Annotated in this window: 11 protein-coding genes; 3 read left to right on the forward strand and 8 right to left on the reverse strand. The window is 64.9% G+C overall.

Annotation, left to right across the window (positions count from 1 at the left end; genetic code table 11):
• Positions 1-22: 22 nt before the first annotated feature.
• A complete protein-coding gene (gene ureG / locus CH249_RS21455; RefSeq protein ID WP_032398114.1) occupies positions 23-727 on the forward strand; it encodes an urease accessory protein UreG in 705 nt (234 codons plus the stop codon).
• Between the two features lie 6 nt (positions 728-733).
• Entirely contained in the window at positions 734-1,402 is a 669-nt protein-coding gene (locus CH249_RS21460) for an urease accessory protein UreD (protein WP_094682757.1), read from the forward strand.
• Positions 1,403-1,504: 102 nt separating this feature from the next.
• Here the strand turns inward: CH249_RS21460 and CH249_RS21465 are convergent, their stop codons facing one another.
• From CH249_RS21465 to dapA, 6 genes are all read right to left on the reverse strand, one after another.
• Positions 1,505-2,908: an NAD(P)/FAD-dependent oxidoreductase gene (locus CH249_RS21465; RefSeq protein ID WP_094647886.1), complete on the reverse strand. Its 1,404-nt coding sequence runs from the start codon at positions 2,906-2,908 to the stop codon at positions 1,505-1,507.
• Between the two features lie 97 nt (positions 2,909-3,005).
• Positions 3,006-3,806: a HugZ family protein gene (locus CH249_RS21470; RefSeq protein WP_094682758.1), complete on the reverse strand. Its 801-nt coding sequence runs from the start codon at positions 3,804-3,806 to the stop codon at positions 3,006-3,008.
• A gap of 23 nt (positions 3,807-3,829) precedes the next feature.
• A complete protein-coding gene (locus CH249_RS21475; RefSeq protein WP_094682759.1) occupies positions 3,830-4,507 on the reverse strand; it encodes a GAP family protein in 678 nt (225 codons plus the stop codon).
• Between the two features lie 7 nt (positions 4,508-4,514).
• Positions 4,515-5,081, reverse strand: a complete 567-nt coding sequence (locus tag CH249_RS21480; RefSeq protein ID WP_094682760.1) for an isochorismatase family protein — start codon at positions 5,079-5,081, stop codon at positions 4,515-4,517.
• A 4-nt stretch (positions 5,082-5,085) separates the two neighbouring features.
• Entirely contained in the window at positions 5,086-7,470 is a 2,385-nt protein-coding gene (locus tag CH249_RS21485; protein ID WP_094682761.1) for an excinuclease ABC subunit UvrA, read from the reverse strand.
• Positions 7,471-7,476: 6 nt separating this feature from the next.
• On the reverse strand, positions 7,477-8,421 hold the full coding sequence (gene dapA / locus CH249_RS21490) for a 4-hydroxy-tetrahydrodipicolinate synthase (protein WP_094682762.1): 945 nt from the start codon (positions 8,419-8,421) through the stop codon (positions 7,477-7,479).
• 72 nt (positions 8,422-8,493) lie between these two features.
• Between dapA and CH249_RS21495 the strand changes: the two genes are divergently transcribed.
• Entirely contained in the window at positions 8,494-9,393 is a 900-nt protein-coding gene (locus tag CH249_RS21495) for a LysR family transcriptional regulator (protein WP_094682763.1), read from the forward strand.
• Here CH249_RS21495 and helR read toward each other — a convergent pair.
• Positions 9,354-11,531 carry an RNA polymerase recycling motor ATPase HelR gene (gene helR / locus CH249_RS21500; protein ID WP_094682764.1) on the reverse strand — a complete coding sequence of 726 codons (2,178 nt, stop codon included), beginning with the start codon at positions 11,529-11,531 and terminating at the stop codon, positions 9,354-9,356. The genes CH249_RS21495 and helR overlap by 40 nt on opposite strands.
• 134 nt (positions 11,532-11,665) lie before the next feature.
• Positions 11,666-13,861: an EAL domain-containing protein gene (locus CH249_RS21505; protein WP_094682765.1), complete on the reverse strand. Its 2,196-nt coding sequence runs from the start codon at positions 13,859-13,861 to the stop codon at positions 11,666-11,668.
• Positions 13,862-13,890 lie beyond the last annotated feature (29 nt).

Raw genomic sequence — 13,890 nt, forward strand, 5'->3', positions numbered from 1 at the left:
CTCTAGTGACAAGGAGTTCGACATGCCCCCGCACCTGATCGACGGTGAGCCCCACGACCACGGTTTGGATCGCCCCAAGCGCGCACGGGCGGCAGGCGACGCGCTGCGAGTCGGAATCGGTGGGCCCGTCGGCTCCGGCAAGACGGCGTTGGTGGCCGCGTTGTGCCGCCAGCTGCGCGACGAGCTCTCACTCGGCGTGCTCACCAACGACATCTACACCACCGAGGATGCGGACTTCCTGCGTCGGCACGCGGTGTTGCCCGACGAGCGGATCACCGCAGTACAGACCGGTGGCTGCCCGCACACGGCAATTCGTGACGACATCACGGCCAACCTCGACGCCATCGACGATCTGATCGAGAACAACCCGCCCCTCGATCTGATTCTCGTGGAATCCGGTGGCGACAATCTGACGGCGACGTTCTCGTCCGGTCTGATCGACGTTCAGATATTCGTCGTCGACGTGGCCGGGGGAGACAAGGTGCCGCGCAAGGGCGGTCCCGGTGTGACGTTCTCCGACCTGCTGGTCGTCAACAAGACCGACCTCGCCCCGTACGTCGGAGCCGATCTCGGTGTCATGGAACGGGACGCGGCCCAGGTGCGCGAGGGGCGGCCGACTGCGCTCATCTCCCTCACCGACGATCCCGCGGCGACCACCGTGCTCGAGTGGGTGCGAGAGCAGCTGAAGGTGATCGCCGACGCCGACGCGCATGCCCACACGCACTGAGCGTCGATGCACACAGAGCTCTGCATCGACGCGAGCCGCAGCCGGAGCCCTCGGATCACCTCGGTGGGCGGACTCGCAGGCCGCCAGACGGGACCGGACACAGTTCACCTGATCGGTACGGCGGCAACTCCTCTCGGCGGTGACACCATCGTGGTGAGAATCTCGGTGGCGGCCGGGGCGCATCTGGAGGTGCGCAGTGTCGCAGCCTCGTTGGCGATGCCGGGTGGGCTGCACCGTCACTCGTCCGCGCAGTGGCACTTCGAGGTCGGTGCAGGCGCATCGCTGATCTTCGATCCCGAACCGATGGTCGTCGTCTCCGACGCCTCGCATTCGGTGATCAACACCGTTGTGCTGGAGAAGGATTCGACCTTACGGCTGCGTGAGCGTACCCAGATCGGCCGCTTCGAGGAAGCGTCGGGGCACTGGAGCAGTGCGATTCGATGCGATGTCGGGGGTAGCCCGCTGATACGCCATCGAGTGGAACTGGGCGCGGGATCGGTTGCGCACGACGCGTTGTCGGCCCCGCTGTCGATGTCCAGTACTCTGCGCTATCCCGATACCCGGGCGTCCGAGGTCGATCTGGCCGACGGCACCGTCCGGCTGGCGTTGGCCGGCGGCGGCTCGCTGAGTACCTCGGTGGGGCGTCGTCTGCTGCCCGTCGAACCGGGGATGTGAGACCGGCCGCTCGGACAACGAGCAACGCATCGGTCGACGGTATCCCGTCGGCCGATGCGTTGTGTCAGAGCTTGTTTCGGTCGATTCCCGGTTCGGGGTCGATCAGCCTGCCGCCTTCTCGCGTTCCTGCTCCGACTCGTCCGCGGCTGCCTCGACGGCCCCCGCACGCTCGAGGGAATTGAGTTGCTCGATGGCCAGTCGCGCGAACACCTGCTGCTCGGTCGACGCCATCTGCGCGCGGCCCTTGCCGAGGAACGTCACGAACCACGAGATGACGGTCGTGATGCGGCTGCGGTAGCCCACGAGGTAGTACAGGTGCAGAGCGAGCCACATGAGCCAGGCGATGAATCCGCCGAATTCGAGTTTGCCGACCTTGGCGACCGCGTTGAATCGCGACACCGTTGCCATCGAACCCTTGTCGAAGTACTTGAACGGGGCCCGCTGGGCGGGATCGTCCTGGCCCTTGACCGATGCCTTGATCAGCTTGGCAGCGTAGGTCGCGCCCTGAATGGCACCCTGCGCCATGCCCGGAACGTCCTTGACCGACATCAGGTCGCCGATCACGAACACGTTCGGGTGGCCCTTGACGGTGAGGTCCGGTTCCACCAGCACACGTCCGGCGCGGTCGGTCTCCGATCCCGACTGGTCGGCGAGCTGCTTGCCGAGCGGGCTGCCCTGCACGCCTGCGGACCAGACCTTGCACTGCGCCTCGATGCGACGCGTGGTGCCGTCCTTCTCCTTGACCGTCAGGCCGTCGTTGTCGACGTCGGTGACCATCGCGTTGAGCTGGATCTCGACGCCGAGCTTCTCGAGCCGTTCGGCGGCCTTGCGGCCGAGCTTCTCGCCCATCGGCGGCAGTACGGCGGGGGCGGCGTCGAGCAGGATGACGCGGGCGTCGCGGGGATCGATGTTGCGGAAGGCACCGTCGAGGGTGCGATCGGCGAGCTCGGCGATCTGCCCGGCGAGCTCGACGCCGGTGGGGCCCGCGCCGACGACCACGAAGGTCATGAGACGGTCCTTCTCCTCCTGATCGTCGGAGAGTTCGGCCTGCTCGAACGCACCGAGGATGCGTCCACGCAGCTCGAGTGCATCGTCGATGGTCTTCATGCCGGGTGCGAACTCGGCGAAGTGATCGTTGCCGAAGTAGGACTGCTGCGCGCCTGCTGCGACGATCAGGCTGTCGAACGGGGTGACGGTGATGCGTTCGAGAAGCTTGGACGTCACCGTCTTGGCCTCGAGATCGATGTTCAGCACGTCTCCGAGCAGCACCTCTGCGTTCTTCTGCTTGCGCAGAATGACGCGGGTGGTGGGAGCGATCTCGCCGACGGACAGGATGCCTGTCGCGACCTGATAGAGGAGAGGTTGGAAAAGGTGGTGTGTCGTCTTGGCGACGAGGGTGATGTCGACGTCGGCTTTCTTGAGGGCCTTGACGCCGAACAGACCTCCGAACCCGGAACCGATGACGACGACGCGGTGACGCTTCGATTCGAGCGGTTGGATGCTCATTACCTGCTCCCTAACGATTGCGGTGTGAGGTCAACGGTAGTCGCCATCCATCGCGACGTCTCGACAAGGTCGTCGTGTCCGTGATGGCAGTGCACACCTATCGGGCGGCTGCTGCGCGCTTCGCAAGTTCCACGGTCGCGGCCCGCAGTTCGGTGGCCGAGTCGATCGGAGTCGCATAACCGACCCGTGTGTACGCGATTCCGCGCGGAGTGAACACCTTCAGATCCAGTCCGTAGCGGTCCGCGGCCGTGCACTCGGCGGACGTGGCATCGGGAAGGCCGCCCAGTTCGCGGGCCATCGCAGTCAAGGACGACGAGTGGTCGGCGTTGAGGTGCTCTATCGCGTACCCCGAGGTCGGCGACACCGGATCGGGCGCAGCCTGGGAATACGCCTCGGCAGTTGCCGAATCCATTCGGCCGTATCCGCCGACCCACCGGACACGATGCACGCGCATGATCCACAGCGTGAAGTCGCTGTAGTCCAGGTAGTACTTCGCCGCCGGTACGCCGTCGAGGTGCGCTGCGCGGGCCGCGGCCAGTTCGTCCCCCTCGGGCCGCTCGACCACGCCTGCCAGCGTGATTCGGCCCGATGCCAGCGGATCGGTCTGCGATTGCGGTGCCACGATCGACAGGCTCATTCGTTGATCGCCTGCGAGGTTGCGTCCGTGCTCGGCCATGCGCGAGACACACAGAACCGGCGCGCCGTCGAGCAATCCGTAGGTGACGAACGAGGCCCAGGGATCACCGTCCGCGGTCAGGCTCGCGAGAGTTGCGGTGTTGGTGGACGCAGCGATCGTGCGCGCTTCTTCGGCCGCGGAGGGACGACGGTCGTCGACGACCGGGGCCAGGGGAGGGGGAACGGACGGGGCGTCACCGGGATCGCCGTGATCGAGTGCCATGCGCAGAAGCTTACGACGGCGACCTACAGGAGGTCTCCGGCATGAATCAGGGCGTCGGCGACGAGTGAGACGCCGAGCACGACGAAGACGACGCGCACCGTCGGAGGGCCGTACCGCATCAGGGCTCGGACGGTCGCAATGAACGCGCGCCTCGAGCGTCGACTCTTCCTCGACGCCAGAATCAGCACGAGGACGGGTGGCAGGAGCCCGATCAGGCAGTAGACGACCACGATGGCCGGCCACCACGGCGGACGCGGATCGTAGGTCGAGAGCATCGTCAGCCCCGCGAGGTACGGCACTGCCGTCGGGCCCTGCACCAGACCGATCGTCAGTCCGGTCAAGGCGACGACGGGGATGCTGGAGCCGGCTCGAGCCGCCCACTCCGGTGGGCGGCGCTCGGTGGTGCGCAGAGCACCGAGTGTGATCAGTACCAGCCCGACCGCGAGTTCTGTGCGATACCGGACCGTAGGAGTGATGGTGATGTCGAACAGATCGGTGAAGAAGTCGATGCCGAGAACGGTGAGGATGCCGAATGTGGTCGTCGCCGTGAACACGCCGCCGACGAAGGCCAGCCCGGCTCGGAACGGGGACCGGCGGGTGGTTCTCGCGTGCACTGCGATGGCTGCGGTCACGCCGATCAGCAACACGTCGAGCGAATCGAGTATCGCGAATCCGACGAGCGCGAGCAGCAAGGTCACCATGGAGGGTTCAGGGTATCGGTCGGGTGAAATCGACCTTCTCGGTGACGACGGCCTCGGCGGTCCGGCCGGGAGCGGTCTGGTTGTCCCAGTACAAGTTCGTGTGCGCGATGACCTGCGCCGGTGGCGGTGCGCCCCACTCGGTCAGATCCTCGGCGGTGTGGGCATCGCTCACCAGCGTCACGTCGTATCCGCGGACCAAGGCTCCGTGCAGCGTGGACCTGATGCAAAAATCCGTGTGCGCGCCGGCGATGACGACGTGCCCCACGCCGAACGAGGCGAGGTCGGCTTCGAGACCGGTGTCCTCGAAGGCATCGCCGTGCTTCTTGTGGACGATCGGATCGCCTGGATCGACAGGCAACTCGTCGAGGAGTTTCCACCCCTCCGTTCCGTAGGCCAGCTCCTTCTCGGAGGAGTGCTGCACCCAGATCACCGGGGTGCTCGTCTCTCGGGCTCGCGATACCAGGGTCACGATGTTGTCGACGACGGGCTGCCGGTCGTGGACGGCGACCATCACGTCGTTCTGCACGTCGACGATCACAAGTGCGGTGGCGTTCCGGTGGGCCAGGGTGGTCAAGAACTCAGCTCCCTACGTATGCGGCCAGGTGCCGGCCGGTCAGGGTCGAACCGTCTGCCACCAGCTCGGACGGTGTTCCCTCGAACACGACGAGGCCTCCGTCGTGGCCGGCACCCGGTCCGAGATCGATGATCCAGTCGGCGTGGGCCATGACGGCCTGATGATGCTCGATCACGATCACCGACTTGCCGGAGTCGACCAGCCGGTCGAGCAACCCGAGCAGCTTGTCGACATCGGCGAGATGCAGCCCGGTGGTGGGCTCGTCGAGCACGTAGATCCCGCCCTTGTCGGCCATGTGCGTCGCCAGCTTGAGGCGTTGGCGTTCGCCACCCGACAGTGTGGTCAACGGCTGGCCGATCTTGAGGTATCCGAGCCCGACGTCGTTCAAGCGCTGCAGAATCTTGTGCGCCGGGAGCAGTTTGGCCGCGCCGTCGGCGAAGAACTCCTCGGCCTCGGCGACCGACATCGACAGCACCTCGTCGATGTTGCGTCCGCCGAAGTGGTACTCGAGTACCGATGCTTGGAATCGCTTGCCCTCGCACTCCTCGCACACCGTGGCGACGCCGGCCATCATCGCGAGGTCGCTGTAAATGACGCCCGCGCCGTTGCACGTCGGGCACGCGCCTTCGGAGTTCGAGCTGAACAGCGCGGGTTTGACGGCGTTCTCCTTGGCGAACGCCTTGCGGATCGGTTCGAGCAAGCCCGTGTACGTCGCGGGGTTGCTTCGCCGCGATCCACGTATCGCCCCCTGATCGACCGAGACCACATCGTCTGTCCCCGAGAGCGATCCGTGAATGAGCGAACTCTTGCCCGAGCCTGCGACGCCGGTGACGACGACCAGCACACCGAGTGGAACGTCGACGTCCACTTCGCGGAGATTGTGGGAGTCCGCGCCGCGAATTTCGAGCACCTCGGAGAATTCGCGTACGGATTTCTTCAGCGCTGCCCGATCGTCGAAATGCCGACCGGTGACGGTGTCGCTCCGCCGTAAACCGTCGACGGTGCCCTCGAAACAGACGTGCCCGCCTGCGCTTCCCGCACCGGGACCCAGATCGACGACGTGGTCTGCGATGGAGATCGTCTCGGGCTTGTGCTCCACTACCAGCACGGTGTTTCCCTTGTCCCGCAGCTGAAGCAGCAGATTGTTCATTCGCTCGATGTCGTGGGGATGCAGGCCGGTGGTGGGCTCGTCGAACACGTACGTCACGTCGGTCAACGACGATCCCAGGTGACGAATCATCTTGGTGCGCTGAGCCTCTCCACCGGACAGTGTTCCCGAGGGACGATCGAGGCTCAGGTAACCGAGCCCGATCTCGACGAACGAGTCGAGGGTCTCACCGAGTGTGGTCAGCAGTGGTGCCACCGACGGCTCCTTCAGGCCGCCGACCCACTTCGCCAGGTCGCTGATCTGCATGGAACATGCGTCGGCGATGTTGATGCCCTCGATCTTCGACGACCGAGCGCCCTCGTTGAGTCGGGTGCCGTTGCAGTCGGGACATGTCGTGAAGGTGATCGCGCGTTCGACGAATGCGCGGATATGCGGCTGCATTGCGTCGACGTCCTTGGACAGGAACGATTTCTGGATCTGAGGCACGAGACCCGAGTAGGTCAGATTGATGCCCTCGACCTTGATCTTCGTCGGCTCGCGATAGAGCAGATCGTCGAGTTCCTTCTTCGTGTATTTCGAGATGGGCTTGTCCGGGTCGAAATACCCACAGCCGCGGAAAATGCGCCCGTACCAGCCTTCCATGCTGTAACCGGGGATCGTGATCGCACTCTCGTTCAATGACTTGTTCGCGTCGTAGAGCGCGGTGAGGTCGAAGTCGCTGACGGCGCCTCTGCCCTCGCAGCGCGGGCACATGCCACCGGTCACGGAAAAGGACTTCTTCTCGGTGGTCTGTCTGCCGCCCTTGTCCACTTTGTACGCGCCTGCACCGGACACCGATGCGACGTTGAACGAAAAAGCCTGTGCGGAGCCGATGTACGGCTTTCCGATTCGGCTGAACAGGATCCGGAGCATGGCGTTGGCGTCGGTCGCAGTGCCGACGGTGGAATGGGGATTGGCGCCCATGCGCTGTTGATCGACGATGATGGCCGTGGTGAGTCCGTCCATGACGTCGACATCCGGTCGGCCCAGCGTGGGCATGAATCCTTGAACGAAGGCACTGTAGGTCTCGTTGATCATGCGCTGTGATTCGGCCGCAATCGTACTGAAGACCAGCGAGCTCTTGCCAGAGCCGGAGACGCCGGTGAACACGGTCAGTCGGCGCTTGGGTAATTCGACATCGATGTCCTGAAGATTGTTCTGCCGCGCCCCCTGCACACGAATCAAATCGTGACTGTCGGCAGCATGCGGTGCCGAGCCCTGCGTGACCTTCTTCGTCGCCATGAGCAGTCAGGCTAGTCGTACCGGAACGTGCCTGCTTCTCGATTCCTGATCGATTCCGGTGGCCGAGAGGGCAGCGTCGAGTCGTCTCAGATCGGCCGCGGAGGACTCCAAAAGTGGTCGTCGCACGGTCGCGTCGGAGATGACGCCGATCCTGGCGAGTGCGGCCTTGGCCATGACGGCTCCCTGCGTCGTGCGCATGACGGCGTCGGTCAACGGCAGGAGTGATCGCTGTACTGCGTTCGCCCGGAGCAGGTCGCCCGCGCGGACCGCATCGATCAGCTCGGCGTAGCGGTCTGCCACCACATTGCCGGTGACGCTGACCAGTCCTGTTGCACCGGAGGCTAGGTAGGGGAGCGCGAGTTCGTCGATTCCGCAGTAGTAGGCGAGGTTCGTCGAGGACATGACGGTCATGGCCTCGTACAGGTCACCCTTCGCGTCCTTGACGGCACCGATGAGAGGGTGACGAGAGAGTGCCTCGAGCGTCGACGCCTCGATGGCCACACCTGTGCGCGCCGGGACGTCGTAGACCATGACGGGCAGCCCACCTGCCTCGGCGATGGCGACGATGTGCTCTGCGATGCCGGTCTGGGTGGGGCGCGAGTAGTACGGAGCGGTGATCAACAGTGCGTCGGCACCGGCTGCCGCTGCGGACCGAGCCATCTCGATCCCCGTCGAGGTGTCGTTGGTGCCTACTCCCGCGATCACTCGAAGAGCGTGATCCGAGTGGCTGTGAGCCCGAGCGATCAGCTGCGAGATCTCGTGGCGCGTCAGGGTAGGTGCTTCACCGGTCGTTCCGGCGACGACGACGCCATCACACCGTGTTGTTGACAGATGCGCGAGAAGGGCATCGACGCCCCCTCGGTCGAGCGATCCATCGGGGTGCATGGGGGTCGCCATGGCGACGACGTTCGTGCCGAAGCTCGTCGAGGCCGGCGACGCAGTGGTGATCATGGTCCGAGTGTGAACCGCCCAATAGATGAGGTCCAGCGATGCATTTTCCGTAATACTGCGTATTTTTGCTTCATGATCGATGTCAGTGCTCTGCACGCCCTGCGGGCCGTCGCAGCCCTGGGCACTCTTGCGCGGGCGGCCGACGAGCTCGGCTACACCTCTTCGGCGATCTCCCAGCAGATCAAACGACTCGAACGGCAGATCGGTACCCCGGTGCTGGCGCAGGCCGGTCGGGGAGTCGTGCTCACCCCCGCAGGTCGGGCGGTGGTCGAGTCCGCGGGGGAGGTGTTCGACGCTCTCGAACGGTGCGTCGAGGCGGCTCGATCCGCAGACGAGGGCGTACCACGTGGGGTAGTTCGGCTGGTCGGATTCTCGACCGCGGTGCGCGGCTTGCTGGCGCCCGCGCTCGTCGAGCTGAATCGACGGTATCCGGATCTGACCGTGCACATCAGCGAGGAGGATCCGGATCGTGCACTGCACAGCGTGTATTCCGGTACCGCAGACCTGGCGTTGGTGCACGACGCAGACGGGGTATGGGCGCCCGCTCCTCCCTCGGTCGTTCGGCAACCGATTCACACGGACTTCGGCGACGTGATCATGAAGCGAACTCACCCCCTCGCTCGACGGAAGACCGCGTTGACCCATGCCGACCTCGCTCGGTACCCGTGGGTGACGAGCCCGGCCGGGACGGTATGTCACCAGTGGTTTCGTCGGCTGTTCGCCGAGACGTCCGCCGAGGTCGACGTTCGCCATCTCGTCGACGACTTCTCCACGCAACTCGCGCTGGTCGAAGCCGACGATGTTCTCGCTCTGGTACCCCGCCTCGCGCGTCCGCTGCTCGGAGCCGGTCTCGTCGCGGTGCCGCTCGAGCACGCTCCCGCTCGTGAGGTGCAGGCTGCGTGGCGGCGCAGCGCCGACGCCAGCCCGGCCATTCATGCCGTGCTGGACGTCCTCGATTCGGCCTCGCGCTGAGTGGTCAGCAGCACCAGCCGTCCGGTCGCGCGTGTCATCGCCACGTACGTGTCGACGGCACCCTCGACTCCTGTCCCGAAGGAATCCGGGTCGATCAGAACGACCAGATCGAATTCGAGTCCCTTCGACAACTGCGGAGTCAGGGATCGGATTCGCTCCGACTCCGGAAATGCAGGATTGCCTATGACGCACGCGATTCCGGAGGGATTCGAGTCCAGCCATCGGTCGAGAATCGATGCCAGATCTGCCGTGTCTGCGTATTCGACGGGCACACCGGTGCTGCGGATGGAGACCGGAACATTGGCGTCCGGCAGCGCCGCGCGAATCACCGGCTCGGCCGCGGCCATGACTTCCCGCGGGGTGCGGTAATTGACACCGAGAGTGGCGATCCTCACCCGGTCGAGTCCGACCCGTCCGAGCCGTTCGACCCAGGACTCGGCGAACCCCTGCCGCGCTTGCGCCCGGTCTCCGACGATGGTGATGCTGCCCGACGGGCATCGTCGCAGGACCATCTGCCACTGCGCGTCGGTCAACTCCTGCGCCTCGTCGACGACGATGTGTGCGAACGGCCCCGCCGAGGGATCCGTCGGGATCTCCTCGAAGCCCGCCGAATCGACGAGTGCATCGCGAATTCCGTCCTGCCGCAACTGTGCAGCCATCATCTCGTCGTCGTCCGCGGCCATGAGTTCGTCGACCACGCGGTCCATTCGCGCACGCTCCGCAGCCGCGGCCAACTCGCGACGTCGAGTGCGGCGTGAATGCTCGGGATCTCCGAGCCGCATTCGTGCGGCGTCGAGCAGCGGCAGATCGGACACCGTCCAGCGCGTCGGATCGGGTCGCTGGAGTGAACGAATCTCCTCGGGGCCGAGCCAGGGTGCGCACCTACGGAGATACGCCGGAACGCTCCACAGATCTGCGACGAGGTCGGCAGCGTCGATGATCGTCCAGGATCGTTCGAGCTCCGTGCGCAGAGGCTCGTTGTTCTGCAACGACTTCCGTATCTCGGTTGGGTCCTCGTCACCGTCGTAGCGGTCGGCCAGAATCGTCAGTAGCAGGTCCCAGACCTGTTCGCGAGCCTCGTTGTGCGCAGTGCCGGGATCGGGTGCCTCGAACGCCTCGGCCCAGTCGTCCGGCGTCAGCCTCAGGTCGGCCCACTCCGTCTCCACGATCATGTTCCGAGTCGGCGGTTGCTCGTAGAACGCGACGGCCGCCTCTATCGCCACGCTCATGTCGGCGGATGCCTTCAGTTGCGCCACAGCAGGATTCGGCTCTTCGACCACGTCCGTGCCTTCGGCGACGAGATCCCGGAGCGTGCAGGTCCGCACACCGTCCTCACCCAGACTCGGAAGGACGTCGGAGACGTAGGCGAGGTACGGCTCGTGTGGGCCGACGAACAGCACGCCGCCGCGGCTGTGTCCCAGACGCGACTGCGTGTACAGCAGATACGCGGTGCGATGCAGTGCCACCACGGTCTTCCCGGTTCCCGGGCCACCGTCGACGACCAGCGCGCCCCGGGCGTCCGCTCGAACGATGGCGTCCTGATCTGCTCGAACGGTGCCCAGCACGTCACGCATCCGCGGTGAACGTGCCGTACCCAGACTGGCGATGAAGGCAGACTGATCGTCGAGGGCAGCGTCGGTGATCGGTCCGGTCAGGTCGAACACCTCGTCCCAATAGTCGGTGATGGTGGCGTTCGTCCACCGATATCGTCGACGACTCCGCAGCCCCATGGGATTGGCGTGAGTGGCACCGAAGAAGGGTTCGGCCGCGGGGGAGCGCCAGTCGACGAGGAGTTGTTCACCCGATGTCCCCAACAATCCGAGTCGTCCGATGTACACCGGCTCGTCCGTATCGGAGGCCACGACTCGACCCAGGCACAGATCCACCCCGTACCGACGAAGTGAACGGAGACGTCCGCCCAACCTATGAATCTCGAAGTCCCGCTCCATCACCTCTCGGCCCATTCGGCCCGACGACTTCTGCGCGGCCGCGAGCTGCGCCGCGGTATCGGATCGAGACTTCTCGATGCTCGAGCGGATCGCGGAGAAGTGTCGCTCGTCGTGGCCGATCAGCGCTGGATCACGTTTGCGTGCGAGGCTGTCGGGTAGGGCGAAAATGCTTGGGTGCACATGCTTCACAGGACTCCGATCGAATGGTTCTCGGTTGCAGCGAGCCATTCTGAGCCCTGCACGGGGTCTTGCCGCAAGCCCCGGGGTGCGCTATATGTTGAAAGTGGAAAGACGTGATCGTCGCTTTCCGATTCCTCCGCGATTCATCCGGCACCGAGAAGCAGATCGGCGATGGCACCGGCACCGACCGGCCGGCCCAAGAGGTATCCCTGCGCGAAGTCGCAGCCGGTAGCGGCCAGTGCCTCCAGTTGCTCCTCGGTCTCGACGCCCTCGCCGACGACGGTGACGTCGAATGCGCGTGCCAGTGCCACGATGGCCGAGACGATCGCGCGAGCCCTGGGAGCGGGCAGCCGAGCTATGTACGACTTGTCGATCTTGAAGCACTCGAACATGGGGTAGCGGTCGAGATACGACATGGAGCTGTGGCCTTTACCCATGTCGTCCAGCAGCAGAGCCACACCCATCGCGTGCAGGGCAGCGACGTTGTCGGCGACGCGTTCGGTGTCCGCGACCCACACGGTTTCGGTCACTTCGAGTCCGAGAGCGAAGGCAGGCAGTCCTGTCTCTGCGAGTATGGAAGCGACCTCGGCGGGAAAGTCGGGATCGCGGAGTTGCAGCGCGCTGACGTTGACGCGAACCACGATGTCGGAGAACGTCCGCCACCGCGCCGCGGCCGCGCATGCGGTACGCAGCGCCCATGCGCCCAATGGTGTTGCAAGACCTGTTCTTTCGGCGACGCCGACGAACTCGCTCGGTTCGATGGGGCCGAGCTCATGGTGATTCCAGCGGGCGAGTGCCTCCACCGCGACGATGTTCCGCGACGCGATGTCCACCAATGGTTGGTACGCGAGAGTGAGCTCGTCGGCGCGCAGCGCCGCTCGCAGATCTATCGACAGTGACCTGATGCGATCCGCGTCGTAGAGATCGGTGGGATCGAAAACGGCATGCCCGCCGGTCCCACTGTCCTTCGCGCGGTACATGGCCAAGTCGGCGCGGTGGATCAGCTCGTGCCGAGTCGAATTCGGTTCGGACACAGCGATACCGATGCTGGCGCTCAAGGGGATGGGCACGTCCTCGGCCGAGAAGGGAACCGCGATGGAACTCGTGATGTGTCGCGCCAATTCCTCCGCATGAGCCACGCTGTCCACACCCTCGCAGACGATCAGGAATTCGTCGCCGCCCAGGCGCGCGATGGTGTCGGCGTCTCGGATCGCCGAGGCGAGCCGTTCGACGAACTTGACCAGCGCCCTGTCTCCGGCGTCGTGTCCCAAGCTGTCGTTGATGATCTTGAAGTCGTCGATGTCGAGCAGCAGAAGAGCCACGGTGCCGGACTGTTGTCTCGCGCGGTTCAGTGCCGAATCGATGACCTCGTATGCGAGGGTGCGGTTGGGTAGACCGGTCAGGGCATCGTGCGTACTGCGTCGTCGCAGTTGAAGTTCGAGGTCGATGCGTCGTATCGCCGCGGATACGATGCCGGCCACCGAACTGAGGAACGACACCTCTTCGTCGCGGTAGAGACGGGCCTCGACGCTGTGAATGGAGAGAACTCCCCACGCTTTTCCGGCCGCGGTGAAGATGGGAACTCCGACGCCGCTGCGCAGGCCGAGCGAGATCATCGTGTCGGTCCGGAATCGATTCTCGGTGTGACAATCGTTGCACACGACAGGCTCCGAGAGGGTCAGGGCGAGTCCCACCAACGAACCGTCTCCGGAGGGAATGTCCTGACGCATACCGAGTACACCGCTGGCCGCGTCCATGGTCAAGTACGGGTCGGTCGGGTGCTCGAGGTGGGCGATGGCGGAGTTTCCCACGCCGATCAGGGTGGCTGCGGTGGCGGTTGCTGCGGTGAGCAAACTGGGTAGCTCGGCGATGACGGCGAATCGGCTCAGATCGGCCAGAGCCTTCTGCTCCTGAGCATGACGACCGGCGACCACTGCGTCGGCCGCGATCCTGGCATTGCGCTGCTCCACCGTATGTCGGTGCCGAATGGTGGATGCCACCACGTCGGCGCCGCCGTCGTCACGAGGGATCACATAGGACGACACCACCACCGGCATGCCGGTCCCGGTCACGTGATGGCGCAGCTCGCAGTACCCCTCCCATTTGCCTTCGGAGAGCAGCCCGGCGGCGATGTCGTCGGTGAGGTCGACTCCGTCGGAGGTGAGCAGTTCCAAGGCCGAGAGTTGGCCGATATCGGCCACGTCATCGAGTCCGATCAGGGTTGATCCTGCGGGATTGATGTACAGAATTCTCCCCGTGAAGTCGGACAGCGCAACGAAGTCCGGAGAACGTTCCAGGAAGGATCGAAGACTCACCGGATCGTCCGGGAGATCGAACATCGGCCCTCCGATCCGTTTCGCTCGGGATA

Origin of the sequence: Rhodococcus sp. 05-2255-3B1 (assembly GCF_002258545.1) — a bacterium.
Taxonomy (GTDB): domain Bacteria; phylum Actinomycetota; class Actinomycetes; order Mycobacteriales; family Mycobacteriaceae; genus Rhodococcoides.